Genomic DNA, 19246 nt, shown 5'->3' with positions numbered 1-19246 from the left:
AAGTCGTTTCCCCTGTTCGACTGGTCTCCATGGACCCTACGCGGCGTCACCTCGCCCCACAGGGTTCGCACACGAGTCGCACAGTCCCGTAACAGTTCGAACGCGCGGCCGACCTGTGGACTCCTCCACGGAATGCCCAGCTCCGTGTCGCTTTCACGACCTGCCGACCTGCCGGTCTGCCGACCCGGCGACTTCTCCTGCCGATTCGCGCGTGACTCCGGCCCCCGGTCGCCCGTTGTCTCTGCATGAGCCGGGAACCGCCCGGCCCACGCACCGAGTTCGAGGAGCCACCCGTGCCGCGCATGCTCGACGTCAGCGAGGACGTACGCGCCGAGATCGGCGATGCCGAAGCCGACCGGCTGCTCGTCGGCGACAGCGCCCCAGGCAGTTACGACTGCACCTCCTGCCGCACCCCGGGCGACTCCGACCAGGAGCGGACGAGCACCGTGCTGTTCGTGGGCGAGGAGACCGCCGTGCTGGCCTTCGCCCACGCGACCTGCATCCCTTCGCAGGTCGTCCAGATCGCGGAGGACCAACTGCAGGGCGCCGTGCGATCCATCACCGGCAGCGAGCCACAGAACCCGGAGGGCCTCATGCCCGAACAGGCCGTTCTCGGCATCACCAGCGGCCTCGTCCTGATCGAGGACGATCTGCGCCCCGCCCTCGTCGTCGAACCGACCGGCCCGATCGCCCGGCCCGGCACGGACGGACGCGACGGCGACCAGTTCCTCCAGCTGCTGCTGGAGCAGGGCTTCGCGCCCACGCCCGACCTGCACCGGCTGCCGGGCGTGCTCCGGGGCTGGTCGGTTCTCCTGGCCATGGGCCAGCTGCACGCCGTACTGCAGCCGGGCGCCGGCGGCGGCAACCCGGTCGCATGGTGGCAGGCCCATCAGCCTCTCCAGGTGACCGAGGGCTGGCGTGCCGCCGCGAACAAGTCACAGACCGTGCTCGTCTTCGCCGCCCCGGCCGGCTCCATCGGCCAGCAGCCGCGCGAGGACCTGCTCCGCGACGCCCTGGACAAGGCCGCGGTCAACGGCCTCCTGGTCGCCGCGTCCATGCCACTCGCCGGGACCTGATCATGTCCGTGCCGCCGTCCCGCAGCCGCCGAACAGCGTTTTCTCCGCCCGGCCCGCATCCGACGGGCGGCGGGGTCGTTGGCACCTACGTGCACTCATACGACCCTTCTCACCAGCAGCCCGCCCCGATCCCGGCCATGCGTCCGTCGCAGGACCCTTCGGGCGGCAAGTCCCCCACCCCGATCTACGACGCCCTGTACTCGGAGTACCGGCGATCGTTCCGGGCGCTTCCGGGGGACCGGAGCGGTGAGGAGAATCTCGGCTTCAGAAAGTTCGGCATCGGGATGTTCGGCAGCCGCGCCCCGCTGAGCGGTCGTACGGCGGCGAACAGCCAGGGAAGCCAGAGCGCGCACGGTGGCAACCTCGGTTCCTGGCAGCGGGTGGGGCGGCATGCCGGGCGCACCCGGCCCGCCGCGCTGCCCCCGGGGTCCGCGGACGCCTGACCGCGTACGACGAAGCCCCGGATCGCTCGCCTCTCGCGAGCGATCCGGGGCTTCGTCGTCAGCCGTGGCCGTTACTTGTTGCGTCCGCGCTTCTCGCGCACGCGGACGGAGATGTGGAGCGGGGTGCCCTCGAAGCCGAACTCCTCACGCAGACGGCGCTCGACGAAGCGGCGGTAGCCGTGCTCCAGGAAGCCGGACGCGAAGAGGACGAACCGCGGCGGCTTGGTGCCCGCCTGGGTGCCGAAGAGGATGCGGGGCTGCTTGCCGCCCCTCACGGGGTGCGGATGGGAGGCGACGATCTCACCGAGGAAGGCGTTCAGCCGGCCGGTGGGGACACGGGTCTCCCAGCCCTCGATCGCGGTCTCGATCGCCGGGACCAGCTTCTCCATGTGCCGGCCGGTGACGGCGGAGACGTTGACGCGCGGGGCCCAGGAGATCTGCGCGAGCTCCGTCTCGATCTCACGCTCGAGGTAGTAACGGCGCTCCTCGTCGAGGGTGTCCCACTTGTTGAAGGCGACGACGATCGCTCGGCCGGCCTCCACCGCCATCGTGATGATGCGCTGGTCCTGCACGCTGATGGACTCGCTGGAGTCGATCAGGATGACGGCGACCTCCGCCTTCTCGACGGCGGCCGCGGTGCGCAGCGAGGCGTAGTAGTCCGCGCCCTCCTGGAGGTGGACCTTGCGCCGGATGCCCGCCGTGTCGATGAACTTCCAGGTGGTCCCGCCGAGCTGGATCAGCTCGTCGACCGGGTCGCGGGTGGTGCCCGCCAGAGCGTTGACGACGACACGGTCCTCGCCGGCGACCTTGTTCAGCAGGGAGGACTTGCCGACGTTGGGACGTCCGATGAGCGCGATGCGGCGCGGGCCGCCGAGCGCGGTGCCGAAGGTCTGTGCCGGCGCCTCGGGCAGCGCCTCCAGGACGGCGTCCAGCATGTCGCCGGTGCCGCGGCCGTGCAGCGAGGAGACCGGGTGCGGCTCTCCGAGGCCCAGCGACCAGAGTGCGGTGGCGTCGGCCTCGCCGCTCTGTCCGTCGACCTTGTTGGCGCACAGGACGACGGGCTTGCCGGCCCGGCGCAGCAGCTTGACGACCGCCTCGTCGGTGTCGGTGGCGCCGACGGTCGCGTCGACCACGAAGACGACCGCGTCGGCCGTCTCGATCGCGTACTCGGCCTGGGCGGCCACGGAGGCGTCGAGGCCCAGCACGTCCTGCTCCCAGCCGCCGGTGTCGACGACCTTGAAGCGGCGCCCGGCCCACTCGGCCTCGTAGCTGACGCGGTCACGGGTGACGCCCGGCTTGTCCTGCACGACGGCCTCGCGGCGGCCGATGATCCGGTTCACCAGGGTCGACTTGCCGACGTTCGGACGGCCGACGACGGCGAGGACGGGGAGCGGGCCGTGGCCGGCCTCGCCGATCGCGCCCTCGACGTCCTCGGGGTCGAACCCCTCCTGCGCGGCGAGCTCCATGAACTCCGCGTACTCGGCATCGCCAAGTGCTCCGTGCTCGTGGTCCGAGCCGTCGGAGTGAATCTGGTCGTTCATGAAGTCCGTTCCTCTTTGCATCATCATCGATGGGCCACGAACTGGTGACCCACTACTCACGTCTTGGCCGAGCGCCCGGTGAGGCGCCTGGCGTGCTCCAGGTGCGCGGTCAGCGCGCCCTGGATCCGGAGGGTCGCCTCGTCCAGCGCCTTCCTGGTCCGCCGGCCGCTGCCGTCACCGGCCTGGAAGGCGTCGCCGAAGACGACGTCGACCCGGCTGCGCAGTGGAGGCAGTGCCGGTATCAACCGTCCGCGGCGCTCCGTACTTCCCAGGACCGCCACGGGGACGATCGGCGCCCCGCCGCGTACCGCGAAGTACGCGAGCCCCGCGCGCAACGAGGCGAAGTCACCCTCGCCCCTGGTTCCCTCGGGGAAGATCCCGAGGGCCCCGCCGTTCCCCAGCACGCCGAGCGCCTGGGTGATGGCGGTGCGGTCGACGGTCGTGCGGTCCACCTTCAGCTGCCCGATTCCGCGCAGGAACGGGTCGAGGGGGCCGACGAACGCCTCCTTCTTGATCAGGAAGTGGACGGGCCGGGGCGCGGTGCCCATCAGCATCGGCCCGTCGATGTTGTGCGCGTGGTTCACCGCGAGTATGACGGGTCCGCCGGCGGGCACCCGCCAGGCGCCGAGTACGCGGGGCCTGAACAGGCCGTACATGAGCCCGATGCCGATACCGCGCCCGACGGCTGCTCCGCGCAGCGTCGGCGCGGCGGTGGCATCGGTCACTTCGCGTCCCGCTTCTCCCCGACGAGGGTGACGACGCACTCGATGACCTGCGCGAGGGTCAGCTCGGTGGTGTCCACCTCGACCGCGTCGGCGGCCTTGGCCAGCGGGGAGGTCTTGCGGCCGGAGTCGGCGGCGTCCCGCTTGATCAGCGCCTCCCTGGTGGCGGCGAGATCGGAACCCTTGACCTCACCGCTGCGCCGGGCGGCGCGCGCCTCGGGCGAGGCGGTCAGGAAGATCTTGATGTCGGCGTCGGGCAGCACGGTCGTACCGATGTCCCGGCCCTCCACGACGATGCCCTGCCCGGCCTCCGCGGCGATGGTGCGCTGCAGCTCGGTGATCCGGGTCCGCACCTCGGGGACGGCACTGACGGCGCTGACGGCCGCGGTGACCTCCTGGGTGCGGATCGGGCCGGAGACGTCCTCGCCGTCGACGGTGATGGCCGGGGCCGCCGGGTCCGTGCCGGAGAGAATGACCGGCTTGGCGGCGGCGGTCGCGATCTCGGCGGCGTCGCTCACGTCGATGCCGTTGTTCAGCATCCACCACGTGATCGCCCGGTACTGCGCGCCGGTGTCCAGGTAGCTCAGGCCGAGCTGGGCGGCGACGGCCTTGGAGGTGCTCGACTTGCCGGTGCCGGAGGGACCGTCGATGGCGACGATCACTGCGGCCGGGGCAGTCCGGGCTGCGGCGCTAACGGTTTCCACGGTGGTGGACACCTTCCTGGTACACGGGGTGGGCGGAGCGGGCCAGGGAACGGCCTCCCCCAAGGTTACCGAGTGTGCGAAGCGCCTTTGTACCCCTGCCCCGGGCGGGACCGGGCAGGGCCGGGCGGGACAGGAGCGGGACCGGGCACACCGGCCTACGCGCGGAGGGACCAGCCCCGCTCCTTGAGCGCCGTGCTCAGCGCGGGCGCCGCGCTCGGCTCGACCATCAGCTGCACCAGGCCGGCCTGCTGACCGGTGGCGTGCTCGATGCGGACGTCCTCGATGTTGACCCCGGCCCGCCCGGCGTCGGCGAAGATCCCCGCCAGCTCGCCCGGCCGGTCGCTGATGAGCACGGCCACGATCTCGTACGCCGCCGGGGCCGCCCCGTGCTTGCCGGGCACCCGGACCCGGCCGGCGTTGCCGCGGCGCAGGATGTCCTCGACGCCCCGGGTGCCGGAACGGCGCTCGTCCTCGTCGGCCGACTGCAGGCCGCGCAGCGCCCTCACCGTCTCGTCCAGGTCGGCGGCGACGCCGGCCAGCACGTCGGCGACGGGGCCGGGGTTGGCGGAGAGGATCTCCACCCACATCCGGGGGTCGGAGGCCGCGATGCGGGTGACGTCCCTGATCCCCTGGCCGCAGAGGCGTACCGCGGTCTCGTCGGCCTCCTCCAGCCGGGCGGCGACCATCGAGGAGATCAGCTGCGGGGTGTGGGAGACCAGGGCGACGGCCCGGTCGTGGGCGTCGGCGTCCATGACGACCGGGACGGCGCGGCAGAGGGCGACCAGTTCCAGGGCGAGGTTGAGCACCTCGGTGTCGGTCCCCCCGGTCGGGGTGAGCACCCACGGGCGGCCCTCGAAGAGGTCCCCGGTCGCCGCCAGGGGGCCGGAGCGCTCCTTGCCGGCCATGGGGTGCGTGCCGATGTACGGCGTGAGGTCGAGGCCGAGTGCCTCCAGCTCGCGGCGCGGACCGCCCTTGACGCTGGCCACGTCGAGGTAGGCGCGGGCGGCGCCGTCCCGCATGGCCCCGGCGAGCACGGAGGCGGTGTGGGCGGGCGGTACGGCGATGACGGCGAGGTCGACGGGTCCCTCGGGCGCCTCGTCCGTACCGGCGCCGAGCGCGGCCGCGGTGTGCGCCGAGGCCGGGTCGCGGTCGACGAGGTGGACCTTGACGCCGCGCCCGGCGAGAGCAAGGGCGGCCGAGGTGCCGACCAGGCCGGTTCCGATGACGAGAGCTGTTCTCACTGGGCGATGTCCTTGCGGAGAGCGCCCGTGGCGCCGAGGTAGACGTGGCTGATCTCGGCCTTGGAGAGATGCGTCTCGACGTGGGCCAGGATGCGGACCACCCGGGGCATGGCGCCGGTGATGTCCAGCTCCTGGGCGCAGATCAGCGGTACGTCGACGATGCCGAGGCTCCGCGCCGCGGCGGCCGGGAAGTCGCTGTGCAGGTCGGGGGTGGCCGTGAACCAGACGCTGATCAGGTCGTCGGCGACGAACTCGTTGCGCTCCAGGATGGCGGTGAGCAGCGCCCCCACCCGCTCGTCCATGTGCCCGGACTCGTCCCGCTCCAGCTGGACGGCTCCACGGACCGCTCGTACCGCCACGTCATACCCCTCGTTTCCTCGTTCTGCGTGCCTGTTCAGCCTAGAGGGGCAGGGGGGCCGGTGGTCACCGTGCCCTGTGGGTGAGACACCGCGGCGGCGTGCACGGCGAGGAGCATGCGCCAGATCCGCCCGGCGAGCTGCTCGGGCGAGGCGTCGATCCGGTCGTGGACCCAGTCTGCGAGCACCCCGGTGAACAGTCCCGCCACGGCGCTCGCGGTCAGGTCGTGGGCGCTGCCGGCGGGCCTGCGCCGTCGTAGCTCGTCACCGCTGCGCAGCCGGAGCTCCCGGTGCAGCAGTTCCCCGAGGGGGCCGCCGCCGGGTCCGAGCAGGCCCCGGTAGAGCGCGGCACGGCCGTGGATCTCGCCGAGGAGGGCGACGAGCTCCCCCGGCGGGGAGTCCGGGCCGGGCGGCGCCGGGCCCCAGGCGTGCAGGGCGTCGACCGCCTCCCGGACGACCCCGGCGCAGGCGTCCACGGCGAGGGCGTGCAGGTCGTCGTAGTGCAGGTAGAAGGTGGCGCGTCCCACGCCCGCCCGGCGCACCACTCCCGCGACGCCGACCCGGTCGAGCGGCTGCTCCTCGCAGGCCCCCAGCAGCGCCGCGCGGAGGCGGGCACGGGTGCGTGCGGTCCTCGGGTCGCTGCTGCCGGCCGTCGTCGCGGGTGTCATCCGCTCAGCCCGCCGACAGCACCAGGACGAGGGCCAGGACGGCAGGCACCGCCTGCACGTACAGGATCTTGCGGCTGACGGTGGCCGCCCCGTACACACCGGCGATGACCAGGCAGCTCAGGAAGAAGACCTGCGCCTGGTGGGCGACCGGGTCGCTCGCGATCAGGCCCCAGACCAGTCCGGCGGCCATGAAGCCGTTGTAGAGCCCCTGGTTGGCGGCGAGCGTGGCGCTCCGCGCCGAGAACTCCTCGGTGGTGGAGAACGCCCTGCGGCCGCGCGGGGTGTCCCAGAGGAACATCTCCAGGACCAGGAAGTAGGCGTGGATCACTGCGACGAGCGCGACCAGCACGTGTGCGGCGGTCTGCATGACATGGCCTCCCGGGATTTCCTGGACAACTGTACAGGAAGTAGTGCTACGCCGTCCCTGGGCGCGGTTGCTTCGCCGGGGCGGCCGACGGCGCCACGATGCCTGTGGGCGATCACCACCGGAGGAGAGCGATGCACGCGCGACGAAGGACGGTCCTGACCGCGGGAGCCGCGGGAGCCGCGGCACTGACGACCGGCTGCGGCTCGCCGGACGGGGGCGGGGGTGACGAGAGCTCCGCGCCCGACTCGGCCGGCGCGGAGCTGGCCAGGACCTCCGACGTCCCGGTCGGCGGCGGCACGATCTTCAAGGACCGGAGGATCGTGGTGACCCAGCCGGCCGACGGCCGGTTCAAGGCCTTCTCCGCGGTGTGCACCCATGCGGGCTGCATCGTCTCCTCGGTCGGCGACGGCACCATCGACTGCGCGTGCCACGGCAGCCGGTTCAGCATCACCGACGGAGCGGTGGAGGCGGGTCCGGCGTCGCGCCCACTGCCCGCCGAGCGGATCACGGTCGAGGGCGACAGCATCCGTCGGGCCTGAAATCCGTTCCACGGATCGCGCCGCCCCGCGTAGGCTCGCGCGGATGATCACCCCTGACGGCACACGGCTCGTGCGGGATCACACCGTCTACTCCTGTGTGACCGGCTCCCGGGCCTTCGGGCTGGCCACCGAGGACAGCGACACGGACCGGCGCGGGGTCTTCCTCGCGCCGACGCCGCTGTTCTGGGGCTTCACCAAACCGCCGACCCATGCCGACGGCCCTGCGGACGAGCAGTTCTCCTGGGAGCTGGAACGCTTCTGCGAGCTGGCTCTGCGCGCCGACCCCAATGTGCTGGAGTGCCTGCACTCCCCCCTCGTGGAGCGGATCGACGCCACCGGCCGCGAGCTCCTCGGCCTGCGCGGAGCCTTCCTTTCCCGCCGCGCCCACACGACGTATCTGCGCTACGCGGTGAGCCAGCGCCGCAAGCTGGAGGCCGATCTCCGCGTGCACGGCGCTCCGCGCTGGAAGCACGCCATGCATCTGCTGCGGCTCCTGACGAGCTGCCGGGACCTGCTGCGCACGGGCGAGCTCACGATCGGCGTCGGCGATGCGCGGGAGCCGCTGCTCGCGGTCAAGCGGGGGGAGGTCCCGTGGGCCGAGGTGGAGCGGCGGATGTCACGCCTGGCCGAGGAGAGCGACGAGGCGGCCACCCGCTCCCCGCTCCCTCCGGAGCCGGACCGTGACCGCGTGGAGGACTTCCTGGTCCGGACCCGGAGGGCGTCCGCGTCTGCGGGCTGAGGGGCCCACCACCCTGCGGGCGTGGGACGACGCCTACAACGCCTCGTCGAACAGGGCGAAGAACAGGCCGCGGGCCTCGCCTCCGTCCGGGAGCCGCCATCCCGCGGTGACCTGCGCACCGGCCGTCGCCCCTTCGGTGCGGGAGGCCGGCCCGTCCGCCCCGAGGACGCGCGTCACCGAGACGACGGCGGACGCCGCCTCCCCCGTCCCGGCCCCGGTGTTCAGCACGATGTCGGTGCCGTGCCTCCCGTCCCGGACGGTCGTGGACGTGACCACGGCCGAGGGGCCCGCTCCGGTGGACCGGACGGTGACGGTCGGGTCGGGGGTGCCGGTCAGGCTCTGGCCCTGCGGCTCGCTACGCCCCTGGAACAGGGCGAGCAGCTGCGCGACCAGCACGGGGTCGTGGACGCCGTCGTACACCCAGCGCCGCCCGAGCACCCCGTGCTCGCTCGTGCCGATGAGCGCCTCGCCGGCTCCGTCGAGCGGTGCCCCGCGATAGGTGAGCGGTACGTGGTACGAGACGGGCCGGTCCCCCGAGGCGTCCGTGACCACCATGATCTCGATCCCCACCTCACCCTGCGGATCGTCGAGCCGGAAGCCGCCGGCCCGGGCGAGCTCCGGCTCACCGGCCGGACCGGTGTACCAGGACCGGGTGGGCAGCCAGGCGGTCAGCAGCTGCAACTTGCTCGGTTCAGGGTGGTTCTGTGGATGACAGCCATGTCCGGTCAACTCCCCGAGCCCTCGGCAGGTTCCCGCCCGTCCCCTGTCCCGCCCGCCCCGGGCGGGCGGCTCTCACGCGTCCCAGAGGGCTGCCAGGGACAGCAGGTCGCTGCGGTACTCGATGCGCTCCGACCACTCCTTGGGCCATGCTCCCGCCCCCAGGTGCGCGCCGGCCAGCGCTCCGGTCAGGCAGCCCAGCGAGTCGGAGTCGCCCCGGGAGCAGGCTGCCCTGCGCAGGGCGGTGACCGGCTCCTCGGGGAAGAGCAGGAAGCAGTGCAGGGCCGTGGCGAGGGCCTCCTCGGCGACCCAGCCGTCGCCGGTGGCCTCGCAGGGGTCGGTCTCCGGGGAGGGGTCGCGCAGGGCGTCCTGCACCTTGGCGAGGGCCGTCAGGCACTCGTCCCAGCCGCGCCGGATGTACGCCCCGGGCGAGGCGTCACCCGCGTACCGCCACAGGTCGCCGAGCCAGCGCTCGAGGTAGCGGTCGCTGTTCTCGTAGGCGTAGCTGCGCAACTGGCCCACCAGGCCCATGGGTTCGGCTCCCTGCGCCAGCAGGTACACGGCGCGGGCCATCAGGTCGGAGGCGGCCAGGGCGGTGGGGTGCCCGTGGGTGAGGGCGGCCTGGAGCTGGGCCGCTCCGGAGCGCTGCTCCTCGCTGAGGCCGGGTACGAGCCCGACCGGGGCGACCCGCATGTTGGCGCCGCAGCCCTTGGAGCCCGTCTGGCTGGCCTCCTGCCAGGGCCGGTCGCTGTCGAGCAGGCGGCAGGCCGTCATGCAGGTGCGGCCCGGGGCGCGGTTGTTGTCCGGGGAGTGGTACCAGTCGACGAACTCCTCGCGCACCGGACGGGCCAGCCGCAGCGGAGTGAGGAGCCCGCTGTCCATGGCGGTGCGGATGCCGCGTGCCAGGGCGAGCGTCATCTGGGTGTCGTCGGAGACGGACGCGGGCTTCGGCAGCCGCATCTGCCGCCAGGGGCCGCACTTGGCGAGGATGGACGGCACGTTGTCGAACTCGGTGGGGAAGCCCAGCGCGTCGCCGAGCGCGAGCCCGGTCAGCGCGCCCGTGGCCGCCTGTTTGGTGAGCATCCTTGTCGGGATCATGTCGTCCGTCCTTTCGGGCGTCCTTCCGGGCGCAGGAGTGGTGGGTGCAGGGCGGTAGCGGCACCCGCCCGGTAGAGGGCGGCCGGTTTCCCGCGTCCGCCGGTGCGGCGTGGCGGTCCTTCCACGGCCTGGACGAAGCCGGGTGTGGTGAGGACCTTGCGCCTGAAGTTGGGCCGGTCGAGCGTGACGCCCCAGACGGTCTCGTAGACCTGCTGCAGCTCGCCGAGGGTGAACTCGTCGGGACAGAACGCGGTGGCCAGGCAGGAGTACTCGAGCCTGGCGCCGATCCGGTCGTGGGCGTCGGCCAGGATGCGGTCGTGGTCGAAGGCGAGCGGCCCGGCCCGGCCGGTGTCCCACCACCGCGCGTGTGCCGCGTCCCCGCCGCCGCGCGGTTCGGGCAGGTCGGGGACGAGTGCGGCGTACGCGACGGACACGACCCGCATCCGGGGGTCGCGGTCCGGATCGGTGTACGTGCGCAGTTGTTCGAGGTGGAAGGCGCACACGGATCTCTGCGTGAGGCCGGTCTCCTCGGCGAGTTCCCGGCGGGCCGCCTCCTCCGCGGACTCGCGGGGCAGCACGAAGCCGCCGGGCAGGGCCCAGTGGCCCTCGAAGGGCTGCCGGCCGCGTTCCACGAGCAGCACGTGGAGCCGGCCCTGGCGGACGGTGAAGACGGCGAGGTCGACGGTGACGGCGAAGGGGGTGAAGGCGTGGGGGTCGTAGCCCTCGGGGACGGTACTCATCGCCGCTCCGGGAGGGGTGCCGCGAAGTTCCAGGACCTGGCGAGGAGTTCGTCCACGGCGGTGACCGCGGCGGCCAGGCGGACCCGGTGGGGACCGCTGAGCTCGACGAAGGTGCGCCCGGTCCTGGTGAGTTCGTCGCGGAAGCGGTCCGTCATCCAGGGCCGCAGCTCCTCGCCGTCGCGCAGTCCGTCGTCCTCGAAGGCGACGCCCTCGTGGTCGGTGAGCAGCCAGAGGTGGTGGGTGATCCGGTCGGCGGTCCTCTCGACGAGCGGGTTGCGGCCTCCGATGTACCGCTCGTGCCAGACGGTGGTGGCGAAGGAGTCGGTGTCGCAGACGAGCACCGGGGAGCCGACCCTCGCGGCGGCCTCCTCCCGGGCGTTCTGGGTCTCGGCGATGTGGGGGAAGTCCTCGGTGGTGAAGGTGACGTCCTCCCACTGCGCGCCGGGCCACTTCTCGCGCAGGGCGGCGAGTTTTGCTTCGCTGAACTCCCGCCCGTACTCGGCGACGTACTGGGTGCGCGTCCAGACACCGCCGCGCCGGCGGAGGTGTTCGGCCAGCGCCCGTGCGAGGGTCGTGGTGCCGGTGGATTCGGCGCCGAGGACGACGACCCGGCGGGTGAGCGCGGCCCGGACGGGCGGTTCCAGGAAGTCCCAGCGACCGGCCGGGTCCGCCCGGACGGCGGTTCCGGAGACGGGGAAGACGGTGCGTTCCGGGTCGACGAGGACGGACTCCGCGCCGAAGCGGCGGGCCAGTTCGTCCCCGTACGACTCCGAGGTGAAGACGGCGTCGACGCGCTCGGGGACGGCCGCGGTGAACACGGCCATGTGCGCGTCCCAGACGGCGGGGTCGGTGACGTCCATGGGGGTGTCGTCGACGGCCCCCACCACCCGGACTCCGGGGTGCACCTCCCGCATCCAGGCGACCCGGTCGGCCAGGGGGACGGACTCCACGGAGGCGGCGCAGACCAGGACGGTGAGGCGCTCGCAGCGGTCCTGGGCGGTGCGGACGAGGTGATGGTGGCCGGCGTGCGGCGGATAGAACTTTCCGAGGACCAGCCCGTGCCCGTGGCGCTTCACGCGGGCACCCGCTCGGCCGCGTCACGGCCGGCCGTGACGTCCCGGCTCCAGGCGCGCAGCCCGAGGAGGCAGAGCGTGAGGAAACCGGCGTACAGCAGGGAGGTGAGGTAGAGCTCCTTGTACGCGTACAGCGGGATGTACACCACGTCGGCGGCGATCCACAGCCACCAGGACTCGACGAGCTTGCGGCACTGGCCGTACGTCGCCGTCAGGGACAGAGAGGTCGTCAGCGCGTCCCAGAAGGGCACGGTCGAGTCCGTGACCCGGGACAGCAGCACCGTGAGGGCGAGGGTCCCCACCACCCCCGCCGCGAGCAGCCAGGCCCATTCGGTGCGCGTGGTCGTGCGCACCGGCAGGACGGACGCACCTGGTCCACCCCCGTGGGTCCAGGTCCACCAGCCGTAAGCGGCGAGGGTGATGAAGACGATCTGGAGGCCGGCATCGGCGTACAGACCGGACTGGGCGAAGAGCAGGACGAAGAACAGGTTGTTGGCGATGCCGATCGGCCAGTTGGCGACGTGCTGGCGGGCCACGAGCCAGACGCAGAGTGCGCCGCTGCCGAAGCCGAGCACCTCGGTCCAGCTGACCGGGGTGTCCAGAACCGTCACCAGGGGCTGCTGCAGGGGATCGAGGATGTCCGCGGGAGTCACGCCGCCTCCTTCTTTATGGTCACACTGACTATAAAGAAGAAACGGTGGCCGCAAAAGACCTGCGGCCGGTTCCTGTTCGAAAAACGAACCAGGAACCGGCCGCGGGCCGTTCGGTGCCTGCAGGTCCTACAGACCGACCTCGCGCATCAGCATGCCGACCTCGGTGTTGGTCAGGCGGCGCAGCCAGCCTGACTTCTGGTCACCGAGCGGGATCGGGCCGAAGGAGGTGCGCACGAGCCGCTCGACCGGGTAGCCGGCCTCGGCCAGCATCCGGCGGACGATGTGCTTGCGACCCTCGTGGAGGGTCACCTCGACCAGGTAGTTCTTGCCGGTGTTCTCGACGACCCGGAAGTGGTCGGCGCGGGCGTACCCGTCCTCCAGCTGGATGCCGTCCTTGAGCCGCTTGCCGAGGTCACGCGGGAGCGGACCCTGGATGGCCGCCAGGTAGGTCTTCTTCACGCCGTACTTGGGGTGCGTCAGACGGTGGGCCAGCTCGCCGTGGTTGGTGAGCAGGATGATGCCCTCGGTCTCGGTGTCGAGCCGGCCCACGTGGAAGAGGCGGGTCTCGCGGTTGTTGACGTAGTCACCGAGGTTCTGGCGGCCGTCCGGGTCCCCCATGGTGGAGACGACACCGGCCGGCTTGTTCAGCGCGAAGAACAGGTGGGACTGGGTCGCGACGGTCAGGCCGTCGACCTTGATCTCGTCCTTCTGCGGGTCGACGCGCTTGCCCTGCTCGAGGACGATCTCCCCGTTGACCTCGACCCGGGCCTGCTCGATCAGCTCCTCGCACGCCCGGCGCGAACCCATGCCGGCGCGGGCGAGGATCTTCTGCAGGCGCTCGCCCTCCTGCTCGGCGCCCGGGTGCGTCTTCGGCGTACGGATCTCGGGCTTCTCCGCGTACCGGTCGCGGTTGCGCTGCTCGATCTTGGCGTCGAGCTCGCGCGGACGGGCGGGGGCGCCCTGGCGCCGACCGCCCTTGCTCACGTTCTGTGCGGGCTTCGGGCCGCCCTTGGCCCCACCGCGTGCCGCCGAGCCGCGGCCCTTGCGGGGGCCGCCGTCGCCGCCGGGCTTGTCGGAGCCCACGTCGTAGCGACGCTCCTCGGGACGGGGCCGGCGGGGGCGCTGCTCCTCCTGCTTGTCGTCGCGTCCGGAGCCGGAGACCCGGGGGTTCGGGTTACTGCTCCGGCCGCTGCCGCTGTTGTTCCTGCCCCCTGCGCCGCCGCTCCAGGAGCCGCTGCCGCCGCCACTCCTGCTGGCGCCGCCACTCCTGCCGCCGCCGCTGCCACTCCTACCGCCGCCGCTGCTGCTCCTGCCGCCGGCGCCGCCACTCCTACCGCCGCCGCTGCTCCTGCCGCTGCTGCCGCTTCCGCTGTTGCTGCCACTGCTTCGCATCAAAAATCCGTCTTGTCGTCTGCGTGAGTTTCCGGGGTGTCCGGTGCGTCCGGATCGAACGACGGCACACCCTCTAGCGTCTCAGCCTCGATCGCGTCCGCCTCCGGGAGGAAGGGCGCGAGCTCCGGGAGCTCGTCCAGGCCTCGCAGGCCCATGCGCTCCAGAAAGTAGTTCGTCGTCCTGTACAGGATCGCACCTGTTTCGGGTTCCGCGCCCGCCTCCTCGACCAGACCCCTCTGGAGGAGGGTGCGCATCACCCCGTCGCAGTTCACTCCGCGCACCGCCGAGACCCTCGACCGGCTCACCGGCTGCCGGTAGGCGACCACCGCGAGGGTCTCCAGTGCCGCCTGGGTGAGCCGGGCGTGCTGGCCGTCCAGGACGAAGCCCTCGACCGCCACCGCGTACTCCGGGCGCGTGTAGAAGCGCCAGCCCCCCGCGACCAGCCGCAGATCGAATCCACGGCGCTGGACGGTGTATTCGCCGGCCAGCTCCCGCAGGGCCTCCGCGACGGCCCTGCGGGGCCGCTCCAGCACCTTGGCGAGGTGTTCCTCGGTGGCCGGCTCGTCGACGACCATGAGGACCGCCTCCAGCGCGGGCTTGAGGGCGAGGTCCGCCACCCCGCCCCCGCGCCCGTCGTCCCCTGCACTCATGCGTCCACGTCCTCCCGTGCCTCGCGAACCTCTTGGTCGAACTCGTCCGTCACGAGCGGCTGCACCCCGTCGCCGCCCGCCCAGCGCACGAGGAGGTCGCCGAGCGGTTCCTCCTGGTCGAGGGCGACGGCCTTCTCCCGGTAGAGCTCCAGCAGAGCCAGGAACCGGGCGACGACGGTGAGCGTGTCCGCCGCGTCGTCGGTGAGCGCCCGGAAGCTCATCTCGCCCTCCGCGCGCAGCCGCGCCACCACGATCCCGGCCTGCTCGCGCACGCTGACCAGGGGCGCGTGGATGTGGTCGACGTACACCTGCGGCTTGGGCTTCGGCTGCATCGCCTTCACGGCCAGCCGCGCGAAGCCGTCCGGGCCGATGCTGATGACGACCTCGGGCAGCAGCGCGGCGTGCTGGGGCTCGAGCCCCACGGTGCGGGGGTGGCGGCGGGACTCCGCGTCGAGCCGGTCGCTAAAGATCTCCGCGATCCGCTTGTACGCGCGGTACTGCAGGAGCCGCGCGAAGAGCAGGTCACGCGCCTCCAGGAGGGCGAGGTCCGCCTCGTCCTCCACCTCGGCGGTGGGCAGCAGCCGGGCCGCCTTCAGGTCGAGCAGGGTGGCGGCGACGACGAGGAACTCGGTGGTCTGGTCGAGGTCCCAGTCCGGGCCCATGGCCCGGATGTGGGCCATGAACTCGTCGGTCACCTTGGAGAGCGCGACTTCCGTCACATCGAGCTTGTGCCGGGAGATCAGCTGCAGGAGCAGGTCGAAGGGTCCCTCGAAATTGACCAGCCGGACGGTGAACCGTCCGTCGCCGGCGGCCCCGGCCGTGTCCTCGCCGGCGCCCTGAGGGACGCTCCCCGCACCCGGAACGCCGTCCTGGGCCTCAGGCGCCGTCCTGGGCCCCGAAGGGCCCCCCGGGGGCCCTGAGGCCGTTGGCGGGCCCTCCGGAGCCGGCGAGGCCGCCTCGGGACCGTTCGGAGCCGGTGAAACCGCCTCAGAAGCCGGTGAAGCCGCCTCGGGGGCCGGTGAGGCCGCCTCGGGATCCCACGCCTCCGGCGCGGGCCGGGTCACGGGCCCGCGGCCGAGGGCGCGGCGGGCCGGGCGGAGCGGGTCGTCGGCAGTCGGCATGTGCGGAGGTCCAGGGGTGTGGCGGGGAGTCCGGCGGCGGCCGGTGGAGCGGGACGGGCCGCCCTGTCGGCGGCCCCGTCCGGGCAGGCTACCGGCGCCGCGCCGGTCAGCGGCCCCGCAGCCTCCGTACGAGGATGCTCGCGTCGCCCCGTGACTCCAGGTCGGCGAGCACCACGGCGACCGCCTCACGGACGATGCGCCCGCGGTCGACGGCCAGACCGTGCTCGCCGCGCAGCACGAGGCGCGCGTGCTCGAGGTCCATGAGTTCCTCGGCCGACACGTAGACGGTGATCTTCTCGTCGTGGCGTTCGCGGCCACTGGGCCTGCGGTTCGCACCCCGCCCGCCGCCGCGTGTGCGCTGCTGCTGGACCGTGGGGGCCGCTTCCTGCGGCTCGGTACGGGGCTGGGGCGCCGCGGCTCGTCCGCCCCCGTCGCCCCGGGAGCCCGAACCGCTGTCACCGTCACCGGCCGCCGAGTGCTCCTCCTGCGCCGGAGCGGCGGTCGTCCCGCCGTCACCGCCCGGAGCCTCGCCCCGTCCGGTCGTCTCCGCCGCCGGGCCGCTCGGGCCGGCCGGCGGGGGCACCCGCGCCTCACCGTTCGCCTTGCGTCGCCGATCGGCCGGGGACGAGGCCTGGAGGCCCATGCCCCCGGTGGTGCGGAACAGCTCGTCGGCCCCCGGCAGACTCACTCGGCGTGACACCGGGCGAGCACCTCCCTGGCGAGCTGGCGATAGGCGGCGGCACCGACCGAGTTGGACGCGTACGTGGTGATGGGCTCCCCGGCGACCGTGGTCTCCGGGAAGCGCACCGTACGGCCGATGACGGTGTGGTAGACGTGCTCGTCGAAGGCCTCGACGACGCGCGCGAGCACCTCACGGCTGTGGACGGTGCGGGAGTCGTACATGGTGGCGAGGATGCCGTCGAGCTCCAGCTCCGGGTTGAGCCGCTCCTGGACCTTCTCGATGGTCTCGGTGAGCAGCGCCACACCGCGCAGCGCGAAGAACTCGCATTCGAGCGGGACTATCACCTTGTGCGCGGCCGTCAGGGCGTTCACGGTGAGCAGACCGAGCGAGGGCTGACAGTCGATCACGATGTAGTCGTAGTCGGCCATGAGCGGCTTGAGGGCGCGCTGCAGCGTCGACTCCCGGGCCACCTCGCTCACCAGCTGCACCTCGGCGGCGGAGAGGTCGATGTTGCTCGGGAGCAGGTCCATGTTAGGCACGGCGGTCTTCAGCAGGACCTCGTCGGCCGCCATGCCCCGCTCCATGAGCAGGTTGTAGACCGTGAGGTCGAGCTCCATCGGGTTGACGCCGAGGCCGACCGACAGGGCTCCCTGCGGATCGAAGTCGACGAGCAGGACGCGCCGTCCGTATTCGGCGAGAGCCGCACCCAGGTTGATGGTCGACGTGGTCTTGCCGACGCCGCCCTTCTGGTTGCACATCGCGATGATCTTCGCGGGGCCGTGCTCGTTCAGCGGCCCGGGGATCGGGAAGTACGGCAACGGGCGGCCCGTCGGGCCGATCCGCTCGCGGCGCTGGCGGGCGGCGTCGGGCGCGAGGGTGGCCGCGTACTCCGGATCGGGCTCGTACTCGGCGTCGGGGTCGTAGAAGTGCCCCTCGGGCACCTCGGCGAAGTCGGCGAAGTGGGCGGTCTCTCGGCCACTTTCGTTGCCGGCCATGGCGTTCACGTGTAGGCCGTCCATCATCTGGGGGGCTGTCGTCATGTGCTGGTGGGTGGCGAAGGTGCGGACAGCGACGGAGCCGACAGCTTCGAGCCCGATCGGGCTCAGACCCCGTGCAGGCATCCCTGGTTGACCACCCCCGGGAGTAATTGTCGACTCATTCACAAGTCGTCTTACCTCCTTGGATGCGACCAGGAAACTTATCGATAGGTCAGCGTGGCACCATGCCGACGATTGGCGACTCTATGGCGTGTCACCGGTTCGCAGCAACACAATCCGCCGGACCCGGCCCGATGTGTCGGCAATCGCGCACCGCTCTGTCAAGGGTGCGGGGTGACCGGAGCGCACCTTTCGCGGGGGTGCAAAACGGGTGGAGAGCCACGTCTCCGGCGACGCGGGCAAGGGCCCGGCACACGTCCGGCCGGACCTTGCTGAGCAAGGTCCGGCCGGACGCGCGAGGTTGACGGGAAGCGTTGACCGCTCAGCCCAGGAGCGTGCTCAGTTCGACGTGGTCGAGCCCGTGCGCCTCGGCCACCTCGCGGTAAACCACCTGGCCGTCATGGGTGTTGAGGCCCTTGGCGAGTGCGGCGTCACGGCGCAGGGCCTCGGCCCAGCCGCGGTTCGCCAGCTCCAGGATGTAGGGCAGGGTCGCGTTCGTCAGCGCGTAGGTGGAGGTGTTCGGCACCGCGCCCGGCATGTTCGCGACGCAGTAGAAGACCGAGTTGTGGACCATGAACGTCGGCTCGGCGTGGGTGGTCGGGTGCGAGTCCTCGAAGCAGCCGCCCTGGTCGATCGCGATGTCGACAAGAACACTTCCCGGCTTCATCTTGGCGACCAGCTCGTTGGTGACGAGCTTCGGGGCCTTGGCACCGGGAATCAGCACGGCACCCACCACGAGGTCGGCCTCGACGACGGCCTTCTCCAGTTCGAGCGCGTTGGAGACGACCGTCCGCACCCGGGTGCCGAAGATCTTGTCGGCCTCGCGCAGCTTGTTGATGTCCCTGTCGAGCAGCGTGACGTGGAAGCCGAGCCCGACGGCGATCTGCGTCGCGTTCCAGCCGGAGACGCCGCCGCCGATGACCACGGCCCTGGCCGAGCCCGTACCGGGGACCCCGCCGGGGAGCACGCCGCGGCCGCCGACCGAGCGCATCAGGTGGTAGGCGCCGACCTGCGGGGCGAGGCGGCCGGCGACCTCGGACATCGGGGCGAGCAGCGGCAGCGCGCGGTTCGCGGTCTCGACGGTCTCGTACGCGATGGCGGTCGTGCCCGACTCCAGCAGCGCGTCCGTGCACTCGCGGGAGGCGGCGAGGTGCAGGTAGGTGAAGAGCGTCTGGCCCTTGCGGAGGCGGTGGTACTCCTCGGCGACCGGCTCCTTGACCTTGAGCAGCAGGTCGGCGGCGGCCCAGACCTCGTCGGCCGCGGGAAGGATCCGCGCGCCGGCGGCGACGTACTCCTCGTCCGGGATGGACGAACCCTCACCGGCGTGCTGCTCGACGAAGACCTGGTGGCCGTGGCGGACGAGCTCATGCACTCCGGCGGGGGTGATCGCCACCCGGAACTCGTTGTTCTTGACTTCGCGGGGGATGCCGACCTTCACGTCGATCACGGCCTTTGGCTCGGAGGTAGCTCGGGCATAACGGTGGATACCGACATGAACCAAGCATAAAGGGAGACACCGCAGGGAGGTGCGGCAGAGCCATCATTAATGAAGGACTTCGCGCTGTCC

Annotated in this window: 22 protein-coding genes; 4 read left to right on the top strand and 18 right to left on the bottom strand. The window is 72.1% G+C overall.

Features of this window, described 5'->3' with window-relative positions:
- The first annotated feature begins 293 nt into the window (after window positions 1-293).
- Both QFZ58_RS28545 and QFZ58_RS28540 read left to right on the top strand, forming a co-directional pair.
- Window positions 294-1076 carry a hypothetical protein gene (locus QFZ58_RS28545; RefSeq protein ID WP_307127765.1) on the top strand — a complete coding sequence of 261 codons (783 nt, stop codon included), beginning with the start codon at window positions 294-296 and terminating at the stop codon, window positions 1074-1076.
- A 137-nt stretch (window positions 1077-1213) separates the two neighbouring features.
- Window positions 1214-1519 carry a hypothetical protein gene (locus QFZ58_RS28540; protein WP_307127764.1) on the top strand — a complete coding sequence of 102 codons (306 nt, stop codon included), beginning with the start codon at window positions 1214-1216 and terminating at the stop codon, window positions 1517-1519.
- 71 nt (window positions 1520-1590) lie between these two features.
- Here the strand turns inward: QFZ58_RS28540 and der are convergent, their stop codons facing one another.
- The 7 genes from der to QFZ58_RS28505 all read right to left on the bottom strand — a co-directional run bounded on the left by der (window position 1591) and on the right by QFZ58_RS28505 (window position 7118).
- On the bottom strand, window positions 1591-3060 hold the full coding sequence (der, locus tag QFZ58_RS28535; RefSeq protein WP_307127763.1) for a ribosome biogenesis GTPase Der: 1470 nt from the start codon (window positions 3058-3060) through the stop codon (window positions 1591-1593).
- 56 nt (window positions 3061-3116) lie between these two features.
- Window positions 3117-3785 (bottom strand): 1-acyl-sn-glycerol-3-phosphate acyltransferase, encoded by a 669-nt coding sequence (locus QFZ58_RS28530; RefSeq protein ID WP_307127762.1) that lies wholly within the window; start codon window positions 3783-3785, stop codon window positions 3117-3119.
- On the bottom strand, window positions 3782-4498 hold the full coding sequence (cmk, locus tag QFZ58_RS28525) for a (d)CMP kinase (protein ID WP_307127761.1): 717 nt from the start codon (window positions 4496-4498) through the stop codon (window positions 3782-3784). The genes QFZ58_RS28530 and cmk overlap by 4 nt, the downstream gene beginning before the upstream one ends.
- Window positions 4499-4641: 143 nt before the next feature.
- Window positions 4642-5727, bottom strand: coding sequence for a prephenate dehydrogenase (locus tag QFZ58_RS28520; RefSeq protein ID WP_307127760.1), 1086 nt, complete (start codon window positions 5725-5727; stop codon window positions 4642-4644).
- Window positions 5724-6086 (bottom strand): chorismate mutase, encoded by a 363-nt coding sequence (gene aroH / locus QFZ58_RS28515; protein ID WP_307127759.1) that lies wholly within the window; start codon window positions 6084-6086, stop codon window positions 5724-5726. Before aroH ends, QFZ58_RS28520 begins: the two co-directional genes overlap by 4 nt.
- A gap of 35 nt (window positions 6087-6121) precedes the next feature.
- Complete coding sequence (locus QFZ58_RS28510; protein WP_307127758.1) at window positions 6122-6751, bottom strand: TetR/AcrR family transcriptional regulator; 630 nt, start codon at window positions 6749-6751, stop codon at window positions 6122-6124.
- A 4-nt stretch (window positions 6752-6755) separates the two neighbouring features.
- Complete coding sequence (locus QFZ58_RS28505) at window positions 6756-7118, bottom strand: DUF1304 domain-containing protein (RefSeq protein ID WP_307127757.1); 363 nt, start codon at window positions 7116-7118, stop codon at window positions 6756-6758.
- Between the two features lie 131 nt (window positions 7119-7249).
- Here QFZ58_RS28505 and QFZ58_RS28500 point away from each other — a divergent pair, with 131 nt between their 5' ends.
- Together QFZ58_RS28500 and QFZ58_RS28495 are read left to right on the top strand one after the other, a co-directional pair.
- Window positions 7250-7657 carry a Rieske (2Fe-2S) protein gene (locus QFZ58_RS28500; protein ID WP_307127756.1) on the top strand — a complete coding sequence of 136 codons (408 nt, stop codon included), beginning with the start codon at window positions 7250-7252 and terminating at the stop codon, window positions 7655-7657.
- Window positions 7658-7700: 43 nt separating this feature from the next.
- Window positions 7701-8396 carry a DNA polymerase beta superfamily protein gene (locus tag QFZ58_RS28495; protein WP_307127755.1) on the top strand — a complete coding sequence of 232 codons (696 nt, stop codon included), beginning with the start codon at window positions 7701-7703 and terminating at the stop codon, window positions 8394-8396.
- 33 nt (window positions 8397-8429) lie between these two features.
- On the opposite strand, the gene QFZ58_RS28490 is transcribed toward QFZ58_RS28495, so the two are convergent.
- The 11 genes from QFZ58_RS28490 to ald all read right to left on the bottom strand — a co-directional run bounded on the left by QFZ58_RS28490 (window position 8430) and on the right by ald (window position 19117).
- Window positions 8430-9077 (bottom strand): 1,4-alpha-glucan branching protein, encoded by a 648-nt coding sequence (locus QFZ58_RS28490; RefSeq protein WP_373428602.1) that lies wholly within the window; start codon window positions 9075-9077, stop codon window positions 8430-8432.
- A 111-nt stretch (window positions 9078-9188) separates the two neighbouring features.
- On the bottom strand, window positions 9189-10211 hold the full coding sequence (locus tag QFZ58_RS28485; RefSeq protein WP_307127754.1) for an ADP-ribosylglycohydrolase family protein: 1023 nt from the start codon (window positions 10209-10211) through the stop codon (window positions 9189-9191).
- Window positions 10208-10951 carry an NUDIX domain-containing protein gene (locus tag QFZ58_RS28480; RefSeq protein ID WP_307127753.1) on the bottom strand — a complete coding sequence of 248 codons (744 nt, stop codon included), beginning with the start codon at window positions 10949-10951 and terminating at the stop codon, window positions 10208-10210. The genes QFZ58_RS28485 and QFZ58_RS28480 overlap by 4 nt, the downstream gene beginning before the upstream one ends.
- Window positions 10948-12027, bottom strand: a complete 1080-nt coding sequence (locus tag QFZ58_RS28475; protein ID WP_307127752.1) for an AAA family ATPase — start codon at window positions 12025-12027, stop codon at window positions 10948-10950. The genes QFZ58_RS28480 and QFZ58_RS28475 overlap by 4 nt, the downstream gene beginning before the upstream one ends.
- Window positions 12024-12677 (bottom strand): nicotinamide riboside transporter PnuC, encoded by a 654-nt coding sequence (gene pnuC, locus QFZ58_RS28470; protein ID WP_307127751.1) that lies wholly within the window; start codon window positions 12675-12677, stop codon window positions 12024-12026. Before pnuC ends, QFZ58_RS28475 begins: the two co-directional genes overlap by 4 nt.
- Before the next feature lie 126 nt (window positions 12678-12803).
- The gene (locus QFZ58_RS28465; RefSeq protein ID WP_307127750.1) at window positions 12804-14069 is read right to left on the bottom strand and encodes a pseudouridine synthase; all 1266 of its coding nucleotides are present in this window, start codon (window positions 14067-14069) and stop codon (window positions 12804-12806) included.
- Window positions 14069-14719, bottom strand: a complete 651-nt coding sequence (gene scpB / locus QFZ58_RS28460) for an SMC-Scp complex subunit ScpB (protein ID WP_307127749.1) — start codon at window positions 14717-14719, stop codon at window positions 14069-14071. The genes QFZ58_RS28465 and scpB overlap by 1 nt, the downstream gene beginning before the upstream one ends.
- Entirely contained in the window at window positions 14716-15840 is a 1125-nt protein-coding gene (locus QFZ58_RS28455; RefSeq protein WP_307127748.1) for a ScpA family protein, read from the bottom strand. Before QFZ58_RS28455 ends, scpB begins: the two co-directional genes overlap by 4 nt.
- A 106-nt stretch (window positions 15841-15946) precedes the next feature.
- Window positions 15947-16528: a hypothetical protein gene (locus tag QFZ58_RS28450; protein WP_307129024.1), complete on the bottom strand. Its 582-nt coding sequence runs from the start codon at window positions 16526-16528 to the stop codon at window positions 15947-15949.
- Complete coding sequence (locus QFZ58_RS28445; protein ID WP_307127747.1) at window positions 16525-17643, bottom strand: ParA family protein; 1119 nt, start codon at window positions 17641-17643, stop codon at window positions 16525-16527. Before QFZ58_RS28445 ends, QFZ58_RS28450 begins: the two co-directional genes overlap by 4 nt.
- A gap of 358 nt (window positions 17644-18001) precedes the next feature.
- Window positions 18002-19117, bottom strand: coding sequence for an alanine dehydrogenase (gene ald / locus QFZ58_RS28440; RefSeq protein ID WP_307129023.1), 1116 nt, complete (start codon window positions 19115-19117; stop codon window positions 18002-18004).
- Window positions 19118-19246 lie beyond the last annotated feature (129 nt).

This window comes from Streptomyces sp. B1I3, assembly GCF_030816615.1.
GTDB lineage: Bacteria > Actinomycetota > Actinomycetes > Streptomycetales > Streptomycetaceae > Streptomyces.
The sequence above is the reverse complement of the archived record's forward strand: the minus strand, read 5'-3'. Positions and strand labels throughout refer to the sequence as shown.

Excerpts from the sequence above, each read along its gene's own strand:
- QFZ58_RS28540 (WP_307127764.1), top strand. The coding sequence starts at position 1,214 with ATGCGTCCGTCGCAGGACCCTTCGGGCGGCAAGTCCCCCACCCCGATC.
- der (WP_307127763.1), bottom strand. The coding sequence starts at position 3,060 with ATGAACGACCAGATTCACTCCGACGGCTCGGACCACGAGCACGGAGCA.
- QFZ58_RS28510 (WP_307127758.1), bottom strand. The coding sequence starts at position 6,751 with ATGACACCCGCGACGACGGCCGGCAGCAGCGACCCGAGGACCGCACGC.
- QFZ58_RS28505 (WP_307127757.1), bottom strand. The coding sequence starts at position 7,118 with ATGCAGACCGCCGCACACGTGCTGGTCGCGCTCGTCGCAGTGATCCAC.
- QFZ58_RS28500 (WP_307127756.1), top strand. The coding sequence starts at position 7,250 with ATGCACGCGCGACGAAGGACGGTCCTGACCGCGGGAGCCGCGGGAGCC.
- QFZ58_RS28495 (WP_307127755.1), top strand. The coding sequence starts at position 7,701 with ATGATCACCCCTGACGGCACACGGCTCGTGCGGGATCACACCGTCTAC.
- QFZ58_RS28485 (WP_307127754.1), bottom strand. The coding sequence starts at position 10,211 with ATGATCCCGACAAGGATGCTCACCAAACAGGCGGCCACGGGCGCGCTG.
- QFZ58_RS28480 (WP_307127753.1), bottom strand. The coding sequence starts at position 10,951 with ATGAGTACCGTCCCCGAGGGCTACGACCCCCACGCCTTCACCCCCTTC.
- QFZ58_RS28465 (WP_307127750.1), bottom strand. The coding sequence starts at position 14,069 with ATGCGAAGCAGTGGCAGCAACAGCGGAAGCGGCAGCAGCGGCAGGAGC.
- scpB (WP_307127749.1), bottom strand. The coding sequence starts at position 14,719 with ATGAGTGCAGGGGACGACGGGCGCGGGGGCGGGGTGGCGGACCTCGCC.
- QFZ58_RS28455 (WP_307127748.1), bottom strand. The coding sequence starts at position 15,840 with ATGCCGACTGCCGACGACCCGCTCCGCCCGGCCCGCCGCGCCCTCGGC.
- QFZ58_RS28445 (WP_307127747.1), bottom strand. The coding sequence starts at position 17,643 with ATGCCTGCACGGGGTCTGAGCCCGATCGGGCTCGAAGCTGTCGGCTCC.